The 17178-nt window shown below is 42.4% G+C and carries 16 protein-coding genes and 1 tRNA gene; 12 read left to right on the top strand and 5 right to left on the bottom strand.

Features of this window, described 5'->3' with window-relative positions; genetic code table 11:
* Positions 1–279 precede the first annotated feature (279 nt).
* The 3 genes from C0213_08630 (at position 280) to C0213_08620 (ending at position 3412) form a co-directional block, all read left to right on the top strand.
* Entirely contained in the window at positions 280–714 is a 435-nt protein-coding gene (locus C0213_08630) for a hypothetical protein (protein ID AUX12481.1), read from the top strand.
* A 65-nt stretch (positions 715–779) separates the two neighbouring features.
* The gene (locus C0213_08625; protein ID AUX12480.1) at positions 780–2957 is read left to right on the top strand and encodes an RNA-binding transcriptional accessory protein; all 2178 of its coding nucleotides are present in this window, start codon (positions 780–782) and stop codon (positions 2955–2957) included.
* Positions 2957–3412 (top strand): SprT family protein, encoded by a 456-nt coding sequence (locus C0213_08620; GenBank protein AUX12479.1) that lies wholly within the window; start codon positions 2957–2959, stop codon positions 3410–3412. Before C0213_08625 ends, C0213_08620 begins: the two co-directional genes overlap by 1 nt.
* Positions 3413–3495: 83 nt before the next feature.
* On the opposite strand, the gene C0213_08615 is transcribed toward C0213_08620, so the two are convergent.
* Positions 3496–3957 carry an N-acetyltransferase gene (locus C0213_08615; protein ID AUX12478.1) on the bottom strand — a complete coding sequence of 154 codons (462 nt, stop codon included), beginning with the start codon at positions 3955–3957 and terminating at the stop codon, positions 3496–3498.
* Between the two features lie 88 nt (positions 3958–4045).
* Here C0213_08615 and C0213_08610 point away from each other — a divergent pair.
* Together C0213_08610 and C0213_08605 are read left to right on the top strand one after the other, a co-directional pair.
* Positions 4046–4130 (top strand) — tRNA-Leu (locus tag C0213_08610).
* Between the two features lie 128 nt (positions 4131–4258).
* Positions 4259–4852, top strand: a complete 594-nt coding sequence (locus C0213_08605) for an ECF transporter S component (protein ID AUX12477.1) — start codon at positions 4259–4261, stop codon at positions 4850–4852.
* Between the two features lie 47 nt (positions 4853–4899).
* On the opposite strand, the gene C0213_08600 is transcribed toward C0213_08605, so the two are convergent.
* Positions 4900–5538, bottom strand: a complete 639-nt coding sequence (locus tag C0213_08600; protein ID AUX12476.1) for a hypothetical protein — start codon at positions 5536–5538, stop codon at positions 4900–4902.
* Positions 5539–5848: 310 nt separating this feature from the next.
* Here C0213_08600 and C0213_08595 point away from each other — a divergent pair, with 310 nt between their 5' ends.
* Together C0213_08595 and C0213_08590 are read left to right on the top strand one after the other, a co-directional pair.
* Positions 5849–6049 carry a cold-shock protein gene (locus tag C0213_08595; GenBank protein AUX12475.1) on the top strand — a complete coding sequence of 67 codons (201 nt, stop codon included), beginning with the start codon at positions 5849–5851 and terminating at the stop codon, positions 6047–6049.
* Between the two features lie 74 nt (positions 6050–6123).
* Positions 6124–6585: an N-acetyltransferase gene (locus C0213_08590; GenBank protein ID AUX12474.1), complete on the top strand. Its 462-nt coding sequence runs from the start codon at positions 6124–6126 to the stop codon at positions 6583–6585.
* Between the two features lie 68 nt (positions 6586–6653).
* Here the strand turns inward: C0213_08590 and C0213_08585 are convergent, their stop codons facing one another.
* Positions 6654–7640 (bottom strand): oxidoreductase, encoded by a 987-nt coding sequence (locus C0213_08585; protein AUX12473.1) that lies wholly within the window; start codon positions 7638–7640, stop codon positions 6654–6656.
* A gap of 157 nt (positions 7641–7797) precedes the next feature.
* Here C0213_08585 and C0213_08580 point away from each other — a divergent pair, with 157 nt between their 5' ends.
* The 4 genes from C0213_08580 to C0213_08565 all read left to right on the top strand — a co-directional run bounded on the left by C0213_08580 (position 7798) and on the right by C0213_08565 (position 11939).
* Positions 7798–8457 carry an N-acetylmuramidase gene (locus C0213_08580; protein AUX12472.1) on the top strand — a complete coding sequence of 220 codons (660 nt, stop codon included), beginning with the start codon at positions 7798–7800 and terminating at the stop codon, positions 8455–8457.
* A 125-nt stretch (positions 8458–8582) separates the two neighbouring features.
* Positions 8583–9170 carry a xanthine phosphoribosyltransferase gene (locus tag C0213_08575; protein AUX12471.1) on the top strand — a complete coding sequence of 196 codons (588 nt, stop codon included), beginning with the start codon at positions 8583–8585 and terminating at the stop codon, positions 9168–9170.
* 308 nt (positions 9171–9478) lie between these two features.
* Entirely contained in the window at positions 9479–10591 is a 1113-nt protein-coding gene (locus C0213_08570; protein ID AUX12470.1) for a phosphoribosylaminoimidazole carboxylase, read from the top strand.
* Positions 10592–10646: 55 nt separating this feature from the next.
* Entirely contained in the window at positions 10647–11939 is a 1293-nt protein-coding gene (locus C0213_08565) for an adenylosuccinate lyase (GenBank protein AUX12469.1), read from the top strand.
* A 726-nt stretch (positions 11940–12665) separates the two neighbouring features.
* On the opposite strand, the gene C0213_08560 is transcribed toward C0213_08565, so the two are convergent.
* Together C0213_08560 and C0213_08555 are read right to left on the bottom strand one after the other, a co-directional pair.
* Positions 12666–13604 (bottom strand): LacI family transcriptional regulator, encoded by a 939-nt coding sequence (locus C0213_08560; protein AUX12468.1) that lies wholly within the window; start codon positions 13602–13604, stop codon positions 12666–12668.
* Positions 13605–13608: 4 nt separating this feature from the next.
* Positions 13609–14433: a haloacid dehalogenase gene (locus tag C0213_08555; GenBank protein AUX12467.1), complete on the bottom strand. Its 825-nt coding sequence runs from the start codon at positions 14431–14433 to the stop codon at positions 13609–13611.
* 173 nt (positions 14434–14606) lie between these two features.
* On the opposite strand from C0213_08555, the gene pcrA reads away from it, so the two are divergent.
* Entirely contained in the window at positions 14607–16856 is a 2250-nt protein-coding gene (gene pcrA / locus C0213_08550; protein ID AUX12466.1) for a DNA helicase PcrA, read from the top strand.
* Positions 16857–17178 lie beyond the last annotated feature (322 nt).

Raw genomic sequence — 17178 nt, 5'->3', positions numbered from 1 at the left:
GAAAAGACCGCAGTAGGTTGATGCTTAAAAAGAAATAGAATGAATAAGGCATCAAGGACAAAAGTTATTTTTGCCCTTGGTGCCTTATTTAATTGTTACCCGATTGAAACGTGCTTTTTGAAACTGCCTTCTGTGCTTAGCGATATGTTGCAAATAACCGATTACAGCGGTTATTTGCAACACGATGCTAATGCTCGAAGTCAAATGCGTTTCAAACGCACTCTTGCAAGCCGATACCAGAATTAGTATACTGAAGCATAGGAAACTAGGAGGATTAACATGAATAAAACACAACAAAAGTTGGCTAAATATGGCCAAGCTGTTAACGATTTAATCGACAATACTGAAAAAGTGCAAGAAGGCATGAGTAAATATTTCGTCCCTTTAAAAGCGGCCGTTGCTGATGGTAAGTTAGCTGAAATGAGTGAACAAGATTACCAAAAGACAGCCCAAATCTTCAGAGACGGTGTGGATCAATACCACGAATTCTTAGCACAATTTAAGACGGCCGTTGCCCCAGCTCGTTTGATGGGGAACAACCAACGTTTAATCGGTGCTTATGCTGATTTCGTTCAAGGTTGCGAAGATTTAATTACAAGCATGCATGATGATCAAACAGTTGATATGCAAGCTTTTGCTGCTTCAGAAATGAACCAAGATAAAGCAACAGATCGGATTTCTAAGTATATTCAAAACATCTCAAAAATTGCTTAGATCAACTCATGACAGTTCCCAAGACGGGTGCTGTTTTTTTATTGAAGATAAAGGTAGGGACGCACATGACTGATATTCAACAACTTGTCACCAAACAACTAACGCAATATCGCCCACAACAAATTAATGCCGTGTTAACCTTATTAGACGAAGGGAACACTGTACCGTTTGTGGCGCGCTATCGTAAGGAACGAACGGGTAGTTTAGACGAAGTTCAAATTCGCGAAATCGAACACACCTTCCAATACCTAACAACGCTTGAAAAACGCAAGACCGATATTATCAAAAATATCGCCGAACAAGCTAAGCTAACGCCAGCGCTACAAAAGCAAATCGAAGCCGCTAGCCAACTACAAGTACTTGAGGATCTATACCTACCTTATAAGCAAAAGCGCCGGACAAAGGCGACGATTGCCAAAGAAGCTGGATTAGAACCGTTTGCCAACATGCTTGCGCAATTACCGAACTTTTCAGAACAAGTCCTCCTGGAAAAAGCGGCCGATTATCTTAATCCAGACCAAAAGATTACGGATACAGATGCTGTTTTAGCAGGTGTGCACGAAATTATCGCTGAAAACATTAGTGAAACAGCGACTTTCCGGGACTGGACACGGCAATATACCCGTCAAAACGGGCAAATTGTGAGTCAGGTGAAAGACGCCGATAGCGATGATAAGCAAGTTTATCAAATCTATTATGATTTTGCAGCACCGATTAATAAGATTGCGGAACATCAATATTTGGCCATTAATCGTGGTGAACACGAGGGTATCTTGAAGGTGAAGTTAGAAGTTGCCGAAAATATGATTGTTGGTCATATTGCCCAAGCTGTCATTCATGGTCAAGATTCAGCTGCCGCCCAAATTATTAAGACGGCCATTGAAGACGCCTATAAACGGTTCATTGGTCCGGCCATTGAACGTGAATTACGGAAACAGTTAAAAGAAAAGGCTGATCAACAAGCGATTGCTGTCTTTGGTGATAATTTAAAGCATCTTTTATTACAACCGCCTTTAAAAGGGAAAGTTGTTTTAGGCTTTGATCCAGCGTACCGGACAGGCTGTAAATTAGCTGTTGTTGATGGGACTGGAAAATTTCTAGATAAATTAGTGATCTACCCACATAAACCCGCCGCAGCGCCTAAACGAGCAGCAGCTGCCGATGAATTCAAGCAATTCCTTGAAAAATATAACGTCGAAATGATTGCAATCGGTAACGGGACTGCTAGTCGGGAGTCTGAAGAATTTGTAGCGTCAGTTTTAAAAACCATTTCCCGGGAAATCTTTTATGTGATTGTCAACGAAGCAGGGGCTTCCGTTTATTCAGCAAGTGATACAGCGCGAGCTGAATTTCCAGATCTACACGTTGAAGAGCGAAGTGCGATTAGTATCGCACGGCGCTTGCAAGATCCACTAGCAGAATTGATTAAGATTGATCCGCAAGCAGTCGGTGTCGGGCAATACCAACACGATGTTGCTCAAAAGGAATTGACGACGCAATTAGATACAGTCATTGAAGATGTTGTCAATAGCGTGGGTGTTAACTTGAACACTGCTAGTCCACAACTCTTACAACATATTTCTGGGTTATCAGCGACGACGGCTCAAAATATTGTCCAATATCGTAACGAAAACGGCTTATATCAAAAACGGAGCGAATTGAAGAAAGTGCCGCGCTTAGGTCCGAAGGCATTTGAACAAGCCGTTGGATTCTTGCGGATCATTGGGGGCGATAACCCGCTAGATAATACTGATATTCATCCTGAAAGTTATCCAGTAGCCAAGGCGATTTTAAAATCATTAGGTCTAACCTTAAAGGCGCTAGGCACACCAGAATTGTCAGCAGCAATTAAGCAATTAACAGTGACTGATTTGGCGACCGAATTAGCAGTCGGCTCTGAAACCCTTGAAGATATCTTAAGCGGTTTACAAAAACCGGGTCGTGATTTGCGGGATCAAATGACAGCGCCGTTGCTACGACATGATGTCCTAACGCTTGCCGATTTGAAACCGAATATGGCCCTAGAAGGCACCGTGCGGAATGTCATTGATTTCGGGGCATTTGTAGATATTGGCGTTAAACATGATGGCTTAGTTCATATTTCGCAATTAGCCAATCACTTTGTTAAACATCCGTCTGATGAAGTTGCAGTTGGCGACGTCGTTCAGGTTTGGGTTTTAAGCGTCGATCAAGAACGTGAACGGGTTCAATTGACGATGAAGGCGCCTAAAGCAACTGATTAATGATGACGGATCAAGAATTAACGCAACTCATCCAAAATATTTCAGTAACCACGTTTAATCGGCCGTTTAGCCACCAAGCAAACTTTAATCGGCGCCTAAAAACCACAGGGGGTCGGTATCATCTGCAAGACCACCACATCGACATTAACCCGTTGATGGTTGCCCAAGGGCCGGTTGTTTTAGAAGGCATCATTAAACATGAGCTGTGTCATTACCACCTGCATTTATTGCACCGTGGCTATCGGCATCGTGATCAAGACTTTAAGCGGCTCTTACAACAGGTTGGTGGGGCGCGCTTTGCACCATCAATCACGACTAAAAAAGCAGCACCAAAACGATTAGCTTATCAATGCACCAAATGTGGTCAGTTGTATCAACGACAACGGCATATTAACACGGCACGTTACGTGTGTCGTCGCTGCCATGGCCATTTAAAATTAATAAAAGAAAATTAAAAAAAGTGTGCGATAAGAATATAAGTGTACTGAGATTAAAACAGGCCCTGGGACAAAAGTATTTTGTCTCAGAGCCTGTTTTTTTAAACTTGTCGGAGTGTTTGATTTTGCGTCACAAAGCCTAGTTTTTGATAAAGTTGTAGGGCGGATTGGTTATTGCCCAAGACGGTTAACTCCAAAAAGGCGAGTTGTTTTTCTTTCTGCCAAGTACGGGCCTGTGCTAATAATGCCGTCGCAAGTCCTTGTCGACGATAGTCCGGATGGACGTATAATGCAGTGACGTAGGCAAATTGATGACTGATAAAGAGATTGGAAGGACTGGTTTGGGCCGTGGTAACGTGGCAAAAGCTCGTTATCTGATCCTGATTGCGAGTGATATAGACGATTTGGCGGTTGTCTTCAACCATCATTTTCCAGGTGAAAAAATCAGGGCTACTCTTTTCTTGGTAATTAGTCGGTTGAAGGGTGTGCATTTCAGTTGTTAAAGCTTGATAAAGCGTCGTTAAAGCACCAATATCGGTTAAATTAGCGGTTTCGATAAACATTTTTGGCCTCCAGAGCGATTTTTTGTTGACTTCAATTCAGGTTTCTCTTATACTAATGTACGTGGCTTAAAGTCATAAAGCAAGTATCGCGGGTGTGGCGGAATGGCAGACGCGCAAGATTAAGGATCTTGTCGGGAATTTTCCCGGTGGAAGTTCGAGTCTTCTCACCCGCATATGATAACAAGTTAAACGATACCGTTAACGGTATCGTTTTTTTGTGGGCTAAATTAGCTTTGAGAATTGAATTCAATTTCGTAAATCGCTATAATGGGCAATAAGTTAATGGGAGAGGTAAGTAGAGATGACACGTAATTCATCAGCGTATAAGATTAGCATTTTAGCGATTCTAACGGCACTGTTAATGATCCAGAGTTTTGTGCCAATGGTTGGTTATATTTATATTTTACCTGGATTGCCAGGGGTCACAACAATGCATTTAACCGTCATCATTGGGGCAATTATCTTAGGCACTCGCGGTGGGGCAACGCTAGGCGCAATCTGGGGCACTTTATCCTTGATTCATGCCTATACAGCGCCTGTCGATGCATTAACCCTGTTAATTTTCCAGAACCCAGTAATCGCTATTTTACCGCGTTTAATGGTGGGGTTAGTGGCGGGATTATTGTATCAACACTTACAGAATACTAAAGCGGGTCAACGTGGCTCGATGGCGATCGCCGCTTTCTTGGGTACCATTGTCAATACGACGTTAGTCATTTTGTTGACATGGGCTTTTTACAGCCAACAAGCAGCCGGGATTTATAAAACGGACGTCAGTCACTTAATTATCGTGATGTTGAGTGCTGTGGCGATTAACGCCTTGATGGAAATAGCCTTAGCGGTGATTGTAACACCATTTGTGGCCAAGCCATTGTTAAGATTTAAACGCGAATAAAAAAGGGCCCGGACAAAAGTAATTTTTGTCCGGGCCCTTTTTAGTGATTATTCTAATTGTTTTTGAACCTTCTTAGCCTGTGCAGTAACCGTGTTAATATTGACCTTAGCAATTTCGGCTTGTTGGTAAATAGCACTATAATATTGATTCAACCGATTGATGGGGGCTGCCAAATCATCCGCGTGTGCATCGGCCGATGTATGATCGGCATAAAAGTCGCTTTCAGCTGTGGCAGCGGCGTCGTAGAAATTTGAAAGCGTTGTGTAATCAAGTGCGGATAGTTTCAAGCTTTGATTTAAATCCTTGATGAATTCAATTGGTAATTCATCACTTTCTTGATTAGCAATTTTAATCAGTCGTTTAACGACTGGCTTTAACTCAGCTTGTTGGGATTTGAGTGTGTCGTAAGCGGCAGTTCGTTTGGCAGTAGTTTGTGAAATTTTAGACCCCTTAACATCTAAAAGATTCTGATCGGGATATTTTGCTTGGATTTTAAGATAGCTATCCGGGACGCCCTGGCCGGCATCCTCTAGGGTGCTGAGCGCCGATTGTTGGGTCTTAGAAATCTGTAAAATGGTGTTGAGGTCGTCTTTGACCTGCTGTTTTGTATCGAGTGGTTTTTCGCAACCAGCTAGTAAGCATAGTAATCCCAAAATGGGTAGTAATCGTTTTAGTATTTTTAGCATTGTCAGGCACTCCAGTAGTTAAATTCATTAACTTCATCTTAGCGTAAATACGTCTAAAAGCCAACTGTTTGCTATGGTAGATGTCGGAAAAACGCCAATTTAATGGAAAGTATAAAAGTTCGGTTATCGAACAAAGAAAACGGTTTATTTTTTAGTGTTTAGGGTTGTTTCTCTTTTTTTCATATGTTACACTATGTTTGTACTTTTTGACAGGTTATGGTTCGAATGTTTCCAAAAGAACTTTCTTCCATCGCACCGACAGAAATACACAAATTTATACGTGTCTAACGACACAAGGAGGAGTTTTCTCATGGAAAACGGAACTGTAAAATGGTTTAACGCAGAAAAAGGTTATGGCTTTGTAACTCGCGAAGATGGTAGTGATGTATTCGTACATTTCTCAGCTATCCAAGGTGAAGGCTACAAGACTCTTGAAGAAGGTCAAAGCGTTTCTTTCGATATCGAAGAAAGCGATCGTGGACCACAAGCCGTTAACGTAAACAAAAACTAATTTATAAATATTAGTCGTGGATCAACTGTCAATCAGTTGGTCCTTTTTTTATGGGCTAAAGAAAGGCGGGCAGGATGTTAGCGTATCAAACGATTGCACCAAACGAGCGTGAGGATTACTTACCTTATTTACGACTAGCAGATGAAGAAATCGGGATGATTCGCCGTTATTTAAACGATGGTCAGCTCTACAGTCTTCGTTTAGCCGGCCAATCAACTGTGATTGGTGTTATGCATGTGACGTTTGCCAAACAGGGACAAGTCGAATTGAAGAATATCGCCTTATTGCCAGCTTATCGGGGACAAGGTTATGGGCAACAAGCACTCGGTGATTTGAAACAGATGATGGCTGACTTAGGGTATCGAACATTGCTGGTAGGCACTGGGGATGGTAGCTTAGCGGCAATTGCCTTCTATCTACGCCAGGGATTTCGCTTTGATCATATTCGTAAAGGCTTTTTTGAACAATATCAAGCACCAATTATCGAAAATGGGATTCAATTGCAGGATATGGTGGTTTTGAGTCAACCACTATAAGAGGCCAACATAAAAAGGCCTAGGACAAAAAATGCTTTTGGTCCTAGGCCTTTTTATCATTAATCCTTTTAATTTAAGTCTGAAGGTTGTTCAAATGGGTAAACAAACCCCCATTGGGCGCGAGCGTCGGTCATAATGTCCATGACGTCGCTTGTTAGGGCGAGTGTGTCATTTGCTTGATGACCTCGAACAACTTCTTGGAAGTCGTGTAATTCGTAGTTCATAGCGTTGGTAGCATCGCCCGCTTGGATGATTTGAGTAGTCCCATCAGGGAAGGTTAATTGGGCCTTATCTGGTCGTGGATAATCATCGACGGTCACATAACCTTTTTCATAAACGAGGACGCCTTGTTTAGGCATCTTTGCGTGAAGATTAAGGGTAACAGTTACCATTTCTTGATGGGCATTGTTAAGGAGGAGTGTTGATTGTTGGTCGACACCGGATTCTGATGGGACCCATTGGGTGGCAATCAATTCTGGCTTAGCACTCAGCATCCGCCGCGCAAATGCGAGGGCGTAAACACCGATATCTAACATCGCGCCACCGGCTAATTCAGGGTTGAAAAAGCGATTGGTTGGATCAAGTTCTTTGAAGCTCCCAAAAGTAACCTGAATTGATTTTAGGGCCCCTAAATCTTGAGCAACTTGTTGACGTTCAATTTCTGCAAAAAGTGGCATATGATAAATCGTCATGGCTTCGGCTAAGATTAAATGCTTTTCGGCCGCTAGTGCTTTAGCAGCGTTTAATTCGCGGCGGTTCATGGTGATGGCCTTTTCGCAAAAGACATGTTTACCAGCGTTTAAACTCGCCATAATCCCATCGAAGTGATAGTTGTGAGGTGTGGCGACGTAGATAATATCAATGGCAGGATCGGCCAACATCTCAGCGTAACTACCATAAGCATGAGGGATATGATATTGTTGGGTGAAGGCGGTTGCCTTTTCTAATGAACGAGAAGCAGCACCATAGATTTGGCCGTCCGGTTGGTTGAAGTAAGTTGCAAAACTACCGGCAATATTGCCTAGACCCATAATGCCCCAGTTAAGAGTTGTCAAATAAATCAGTCCTTTACTATCGTAATCGGTTCCAAACGATATTATAACAATAAAAAAACAAAATAGGAATTAAAGGCAATTAAGCAGATTAAGCATTGGTCTTCGAGGTAATTTTGTGTACAATATAAAGTAGATTGAACGAAGTAGAGGCAGATTAGTGGCGAAGAAGAAAAAACGGCGCACGACCAAAAAATGGTACAACACTAAAAAGAGACAACCGACAGAATGGCTAGTCGTCCTGTTGGGCGTTTTATTTGCTCTGGGAGTTGGGTTAGTCCTATATATTCAATACACCGGTGCACAAACTCAGGAACGCTTAGCCAATGAGGCCAAACAAGAAGAATTAGCTAAAGTGAAGAAGAAAAAAGAATTCATTAATCAATTAGCACCCTATGCACAAGAATTACAACAAAAATACCATGTACTTTCTAGTATTACACTGGCCCAAGCCATCTTAGAAAGTGATTGGGGCAAAAGCTCACTTGCAGCGGATTACCATAACTATTTTGGGATTAAAGGCGATGACCCGGATAATACCAAAGAGATGACCACTAAGGAATACTTGAATGGCCAATGGGTGACGACTACCGCGCGCTTTCGCGTTTACCGTGACTATCGCGAGTCTATGTTAGATCACGTCTTACTCTTTGCGCACGGGACCTCTTGGGATCATAATCATTATCAACACGTTGTGGCAGCCACCAATTATACACAGGCAGCCCAAGCGCTCAAGCAAGATGGTTATGCAACGGATCCTAATTATCCGGAGAAGTTAATCGAACTCGTCAAGACCTATCGATTGGACCAATTTGATTGATAAACACTATAAATAATCTTGTTTATGATAATAAATCTTGAAAAGTCTTAATTAAAGTTGTCGCTAGCTTTTATTTGTGGTAACCTATTTTTAATTCAATTTCAGAAAACAAGGGAGTGCTAGGTGTGCGGTTATTAGAGGAACGTATTAAAAAAGATGGTCAGGTTTTAGGAGAAGATGTATTGAAGGTTGACAACTTCTTAAATCATCAAGTTGATCCAGAACTCATGGCAGCGATGGGTGAAGAGTTTAAGCGATTATTTGAAGGTGCCCCAATTACTAAAATCCTAACGGTTGAATCATCAGGCATTGCCCCAGCAGTCTTTGCTGGCCTTGCTTTCCACGTTCCCGTTGTTTTTGCACGTAAGCACAAGAGTTTAACACTCCAAGATAATATGTATAGCGCAACTGTTTATTCATATACGAAGAAAGTTAACAACCACATTTCAATTTCTAAGAAATTCTTGAACGAAAACGATCGTGTTTTAGTGATTGATGATTTCTTAGCAAACGGTCAAGCAGTTGAAGGCTTATTAGAAATTATCGACCAAGCTGGTGCCCAACTCGAAGGGGTCGGCATTGTCATCGAAAAAACATTCCAAAAGGGTCGCGAGTTATTAGACCAACGCGGCATTCACGTTGAATCATTAGCACGGATTGCTGCTTTTGAACAAGGCGAAGTGGTCTTCTTAGACGAAAATAACGAAAATTAATTTGAAAAAGAGGCTGGGACAAAAGTAAAATTTGTCTCAGCCTCCTTTTTGATATCCGTACTTTAATAGTCTAAACGTGTTCTATAAGTCATATCCTTCTGGTTAACCCTGAATGTCAAATGATTGCTTACAGCAATCATTCGCCAGTCTGTGTTAATCCTCGGGATATCCCGACTTATGGCACACTCCCTTTTTTTGTGCAAAAAATATCAAGATTTAGTTAAAGTACTAGGTAGTTAGGGGCAGAATTCGCTATAATAGAGGTATCTGAGAATTGAAGTCATGTGCATAAGAAAGTAGGTAGAAAGATGCCAGTTATTTATCCGGGTCAAACGATTGGAATTATTGGAAATGATCAACGTGCGTACATGTTAGCTTTAAAAGCTAAGGAAATGGGCTACCGCGTTGCGGCAATTGTCACCGAACAGACACAAGATTCATCATTAGCCGCAGTACTTGATATTCAGATTGAAGGCGATCCACAGCAATACGAAACGCTCGCACGCTTAGGCGATTGTTGCCAGGTGCTCACGTATACGGATGAATCGCTCGATGAAACACTATTAGAACAATTAGTACAAGATTACAATGTCCCCCAAGGTAGCGATGCGCTCTCAATGACGCAAGATCGTTACCTCGAAAAGGTCTTCTTAAATGATCTTAATATCAATATCTCGCCATATGTGACAGTTGTCGATAAGACGGATATTGAACAAGGGGTCGATTCAATTGGTTATCCTTGTATTTTAAAACCGATTCAACGTGGTTTTGGTCGGCAATATCATCAATACCTTGAATCACCAGCCGATTTGGCCAAAATGGACGATACGCTGGAATTGGGCGCTTACCTATTGGAATCGTGGGTCCCTAAACAACAAGAATTGGCCGTGATGGTTGCCAAGGATTATGAAGGCCAAGTGGTCACGTTACCGATTATTGAAAATCAAATGCAAGATCAGGATTTACAATTATCGATTACACCAGCCCGCATTGATCAGGATGTCGCAGAAGAAATTGAACGCTTAGCGACTGTGATTGGTCAGAATTTAGACTATATCGGGATTTTTGGGATTGAGTTCTTCTTGACCGCAGATATGAATATCTATATCAAACGAATCATTACCGCACCTCATGAAACTGGGGATGTGCTTAATCGTATTTTGAACTTCTCACAATATGAATACCACTTAAAGGCAATTTGCCAGTTAGCAATCGGGCCTTCACGCTTAAATAACGCAGGGGTTTGTTTAAGAACAACACCTGAACAATGGCCATTGGTTCAAACACAAATGAAGATTAAGCCGGATTGGTATTTCAACCGTTGCCAGACAATTGGGACGCAAGAAAGTGGCTATATCACGGCCGTCGGGCATAATATTCAACCACTATTAGATAATTTCGAAGCAGCCGAATTAATTTAAAAAGAAATCGACCGTTAGTTGATGCTTTCAACTGAACGTACTTGGAGGAAGAAACATGTTAGAACGTTATACACGCCCAGAAATGGGTGCCATCTGGACTACTGAAAATCGTTACCGAGCTTGGCTCGAAGTTGAAATTTTAGCCGTGGAAGCCTGGGCTAAGTTAGGCGACATTCCAGCGGAAGACGCTGCTAAAGTGCGTGCTAACGCGAGCTTTGACGTTGAAGAAATCAATCGCTTAGAAACAATTACACACCATGATGTGGTCGCTTTTACCCGCGCGGTTTCCGAATCATTGGGTGCCGAAAAGAAATGGGTGCACTACGGTTTAACGTCTACAGATGTTGTTGATACCGCCCAAGGTTATATTTTAAAACAAGCCAACGACTTAATTCGGGCCGATATCGAACGATTCATGGCGGTTTTGAAGCAAAAAGCTTACGAATATCAAAATACGGTGATGATTGGCCGGACACACGGTGTGCACGCTGAACCAACAACGTTTGGTTTGAAGTTAGCGACTTGGTATGCTGAAATGAAACGGAATCAAGCACGTTTTGAACGGGCTGCAGCAGGCGTTGAAGCCGGTAAAATCAGTGGGGCAGTTGGTACTTTTGCAAACATCTCACCAGAAATCGAAGCGTACGTGACGGAACACCTCGGCATTCGCGCCCAAGATATTTCAACACAAGTCTTGCCACGTGATTTGCATGCTGACTATATCAATACGATGGCAGTTGTCGCAACATCAATTGAACATTTTGCCACTGAAATTCGTCATTTACAACGTACCGAAGTTCGCGAAGTGGAAGAATTCTTTGCTAAAGGTCAAAAGGGTTCTTCAGCAATGCCACATAAACGTAATCCAATCAGTTCTGAAAACGTTAGTGGCTTAGCCCGCGTCATTCGTGGCCACGTCGTTACGGGGATGGAAGATGTTTCATTATGGCATGAACGGGATATTTCACATAGTTCAGCAGAACGAATTATCTTACCTGACACGACGATTTTATTAGACTATATCCTAAATCGCTTCACACGCATTATTGAAAAACTAACGGTTTTCCCAGAAAAAATGAAAGCTGACATGAATTTAACGCACGGCTTGATTTACAGCCAACGGGTCCTATTGAAGTTAGTTGATTCTGGTTTAAGCCGGGAAGCAGCTTATGATTTGGTGCAACCTAAAACAGCCCTTGCATGGGATGAACAAAAAGATTTCCGTCAATTACTAGAAGCAGATCCAAAGGTTATGGCGCAATTAACACCAGCAGAAATGGACGACGCCTTCGATTACCACTGGCACCTCAGCCAAGTCCAAACAATCTTTGACAGAGTATTTAAATAAGAGTGGTTTTGTTAGTGGGTAACTTCTGAGGATTAGGCTAATCAGGCGAATAACCGACAAAGTCGGTTGTTTGACTGAAGGACTAAACGCAAGAAGTTGCTGACAAAAGCACGTTTCAAAATAAGAGTGGTTTTGCCAACGGGGTAGGCTCTGAGCACTAGCAAAGTGTCGTGAATAAGCGATGGAATCGATTATTTACGATGCAAAGCTAGGCACAAGAGGCTGTTGGGAAAAGCACGTTTCAAATAAGAGTGGTTTTGTTAGTGGGTAACTTCTGAGGATTAGGCTAATCAGTCAAATAACCGACAAAGTCGGTTATTTGACTGAAGGACTAAACGCAAGAAGTTGCTGACAAAAGCACGTTTCAAAATAAGAGTGGTTTTGCCAATGGGGTAGGTTCTGAGCACTAGCAAAGCGTCGTGAATAAGCGATGAAATCGATTATTTACGATGCAAAGCTAGGCACAAGGGGCTGTTGGAAAAAGCACGTTTCAAATAAGAGTGGTTTTGCCAACGGGGTAGGCTCTGAGCACTACTCAAACATCAAAAAAACGGCGCTGGGACAAAATTAATTTTGTCTTTAGCGCCGTTTTTTGTATTCAAATTTTGATAGTTTAAACGTGTTCTACCAGTGTTAACGCCGAATGGCAAACGATTGCTAACGCCATCATTCGCTACTCTCTGTTAATCCTCAGGAGATACCCGACTGATGGCACACTTTCGTTTTTTAGCGCCAAATAAATTCCGATTCAAATGCACATTGATGGTGTTGATTGCTGAGGGCGAGTTCAAAGGCTTTTTGCCCCAATGTGAAGAAATGGTGGTCAATGGTGGGCATTTTTAGGAGGAAACTCGAGAGTTGTTTTTCCTGCCCAATTAAAATGGGGACAGGAAGTTGGTGGTCCCAATGATATTGCCGTACGCCAGCCGCGATATCATCACCGTTAGTAAAATAGCAATTAAGAGCCGGTTGGCGGGCAATCAGTTGTTCGGCAGCGCGGTAGCCATCTTCAAAAGAGCGCATGCCACCAATCATCAATTGCTGGTCCGGTTTTTGGTGGAAAACTTGTTGATAAGCCCCTGTGACGGCCACCCAAGTGGGACTTTTAGCTAAGTTACGGCTTAAGAGCAGCCCGATTTGTTGAACTTTAAGTGATTTAAGGTAGTCAAAGGCGGCTAAATAGGCCGGTTCACGGTTGGAATACACCGCTGAAATATGATGCTGCCCGGGATTTTCACAGCAAACAATCTGACCGTAGCGTGTATAGTCTTCTAAAACCGCTAGTGGCAGTTCGTGCGAGGTAAAAATCAACGCCGTAAAATTCTTCCGCTTCAATTGCTCGAGGTAATCGCGCTCAACGCTCCGGTTATATTCAGAAGGCAGTAATACGATGTGATAGCCACTCGAAAAAGCGGCGTCCATGATCCCGTTTAAGAGTTGATTGAAATAGGGATGATCATTGTGTGGTAGGACGACCCCGATATTTTTATTTTGGCCAAAACTTAAATCACGCGCCAAACTATTGGGGACGTAATCCAGTTGCTTGATGACCGCTTCAATCGCTTCTTTGGCAGTATCAGACACGTATTTTTGTTGATTTAAAACGCGGGAGACGGTCGAAACCGAATAGCCGCTTTTTCTAGCAATATCACGAATGGTTGGCATGATTTTAACCTACTTTTTGATTAACTTTTGTAATGTATTTTTTAATCCCGTAGCTAAAGCCGCTATGATGATTGGTTTTAGTAATAAATTGACCGGCAGCTTGAATCTGATCACTGGCATTGCCCATCACAATGGGGTGCCCGACGATACTTAACATTGATAAATCATTTTGACCGGCACCAAAAGCAGCACAGTCGGCGGGGGTCAAGTCGGCATTTTTGAGAATTGTTGTTAGAGCTTGCGCTTTAGTCGCTTGTTGACTGGTGATTTCTACGTACATTGTACCTGATTGTTGCACGGAAATACTAGGTAAGTGAAGTTGGTTAATAAATTGCAAAACGGCTGTCCGTTGTTCGTCATCTGGGAGCATCAACATGACCTTAAAAATTTTGATGAATGGGTTTTTCAACTGTTCGTCAAAATTAATGATGGTCGGTAAGAGTCCGGTGAGTTGGGCCTCAGTTTCAATTCCGGCATCGATTTTTTGTGTGTACCAATGTTGTAAATCATAGGCGCTTAAACTGATGTCGCTAAATTCGGTTTGTAATGCAGCGACTAGTTGGGCGACGGTCGTTGTCATAAGTGGATATTCGGCGAGGACCATGGGAAATAAATCGGTGGGTTTGTAGATGAGCCCGCCATTAAAAGCGACTTGGGGGGTTGTCAGTTCGAGTTGTGCAACCGTCGCTTGCATTTCTTGTGGCGAACGGGCTGACACTAATGAGATTGGTAGCGGGCTTGTTTTGACCGTTGCGATATCTTTTTCGGAAAGTTGCCCCGCTTGGTTTAACAATGTGCCGTCTAAGTCAGAAAAAATATATTTAATCATAATGAATGCCACCTTTCTTGGATTAATGTGAGTATAATTTATGAAACGCGTCCCAGGTCAAGGCATAAGATTGACTAGAATTGTAATCCGTTTACTAAGGCGTGTTCGCTTTTTTCTACCTATCTAGTTTGTTATAATAAAGACTAATTGCAATTACGGAAGGATGACTATATTTGTCTGAACAAGAGCTCTTAAAAGGAATGAATCCCGAACAAGCTGAGGCGGTGCTAACAACTGAAGGACCACTGTTAATTATGGCGGGTGCCGGCAGTGGTAAAACGCGGGTATTAACGCACCGTGTTGCGTATTTAATTGAAGAAAAACATGTATTGCCATGGCGCATTTTAGCCATCACTTTTACCAATAAAGCAGCGCGCGAAATGCGTGAACGGGTGGGCAATTTACTAGGCGAAGGCGCTCAAGATGTTTGGGTTTCAACCTTCCATGCCCTTTGTGTGCGGATTTTACGGCGGGAAATTGAACAAATCGGCTACAACCGGGCCTTCACGATTGCGGATCCTTCTGAACAATTGACGTTGATGCGTCATGTTTGTCGGGATTTAGATATTGATACTAAAAAATATGAACCCAAAGCAATTTTAGGGACCATTAGTAAAGCGAAAAATGCGCTTCAAACACCAGCTGACTATCAAGGTTTAGCGAATGGGCCGTTTGAAAAGATGGCGGCCAAATGCTATACAGAATATCAAAAACGACTCCATCAAAACCAAGCGCTTGATTTTGATGATTTAATCATGCAAACAATTCGCTTATTTAGAGAAAATAAGGAAACTTTGGCGCATTATCAAGAAAAATTCCAATATATTCACGTTGATGAATATCAAGATACCAATGAAGCACAATACACATTGGTGAATATGTTAGCTGAGAAGTACCAAAATCTCTGTGTTGTGGGGGATGCCGATCAAAGTATTTATGGTTGGCGGGGTGCTGATATCAGCAATATCATGAACTTCGAACATGATTACCCAGACGCTAAATCAGTCATGTTGGAACAAAATTATCGGTCAACCAAGACCATTTTGGAAGCCGCGAATGGGGTCATTAATCGCAATACTTTCCGGAAACCCAAGGAATTGTGGACCCAAAATGAAGAAGGCCAACCGATTACGTATTATCGAGGCCAGAGTGAACGCGACGAATCTTTATTTGTCATTACGAAGATCCAAGAAGAAATGCAAAAAAATCACCGCAAGTATGGCGACTTTGCAGTGCTATATCGGACTAATGCGCAATCTCGGACAATTGAAGAAGCGTTTGTTAAAGCTAACATGCCTTATAAAATGGTCGGCGGACATAAATTCTACGACCGGAAAGAAATTAAGGATATCCTCGCTTATTTACGTTTAGTGGTTAATGCGGCCGATTCAATGAGTTTTGAACGAATCGTCAACAGCCCTAAACGGGGGATTGGCCCGGGCACGCTTGAAAAATTAGGCCAGTTTGCTGATGATCACCAATGGTCATTATTAGAAGCGGCACAAAATGCTGAATTATCAACGATTCCTGCTAGAAGTCGCAATACTTTAATCGACTTTGGGAATGTCATTGGCGATTTGGCGAAGATGCGTGAATTCTTAAACGTGACGGACTTGACCGAACAATTATTGGATAAGACCGGCTACAAGAAGGCACTCGAAGTTGAAAATACATTAGAAGCGCAAACCCGTCTAGAAAATATTGAAGAATTACTCTCAGTTACTAAGCAATTTGATGAACATTATGAACTCGAAGAAGAAGATAGTGATTTATTTGTGGACTTCTTAGCGGAATTATCATTGGTTTCTGATTTGGATTCTGTTGAAGAAGAAGCTAGTGAAGTCACCATGATGACCTTGCATGCGGCTAAAGGCCTTGAGTTCCCAGTGGTCTTTTTAATGGGGATGGAAGAAGGTATTTTTCCACTATCACGGGCGTTATTAGAAGAAGACGAGTTAGAAGAGGAACGACGTTTGGCGTATGTTGGGATTACCCGTGCTGAAAGTAAGCTTTATTTAACGAATGCATACTCACGGATGTTGTACGGTCGTCAACAAAGTAATCAGGCCTCCCGATTTGTCGGCGAAATTGACGATCAGTTATTGGATTATGCAAACGGTAATGCCGGTAGTATTCCCGAACGTAAATTACCATTTGGCAAGTCAAATAGCTACGCCAGAGCAACTGCTACGACGTATAATGGCCCTAAAACCACGACTAGCCATAAAATCGCTGACACAACCGGTGGCGATAAGAGTGGTAGTTGGCAAGCAGGCCAAAAAGTCCAACATAAGAAGTGGGGCATTGGCACAGTCGTCAAGGTTAACGGCACAGGCGGCGATCAAGAACTAGACATCGCCTTCAAGGAACAAGGTGTTAAGAGACTACTAGCAAGCTTCGCACCAATCGAAAAAGTAGAATAAAGTGCGTTGCCGACGGTTATCTTCTGAGGATTAGCATCATCAGGCGGATTACCGACAACGTCGGTGAGCTGACTGATGACGCTAACCGGAAGAAGATGTCGGAAAAAGCACGTTTCAAAATCAGAGTGCGACGACAGGCGTTTATGCATTGAGGATTAGTGGCATATCGTGAATAACCGGCAAAGCCGGTGGTTTGCGGTATGTAACTAACCGGAAGCGTATGTCTGCCGGAGCACGTTTAAAATCAGAGTGCGACGGTAGGCGCCTATATTTTGAGCATTAACTGGATTTGACGAATTGACGATGTAATCGACGATTTGGC

The organism is Latilactobacillus sakei (assembly GCA_002953655.1).
Lineage (GTDB): Bacteria > Bacillota > Bacilli > Lactobacillales > Lactobacillaceae > Latilactobacillus > Latilactobacillus sakei_A.
The sequence above is the reverse complement of the archived record's forward strand: the minus strand, read 5'-3'. Positions and strand labels throughout refer to the sequence as shown.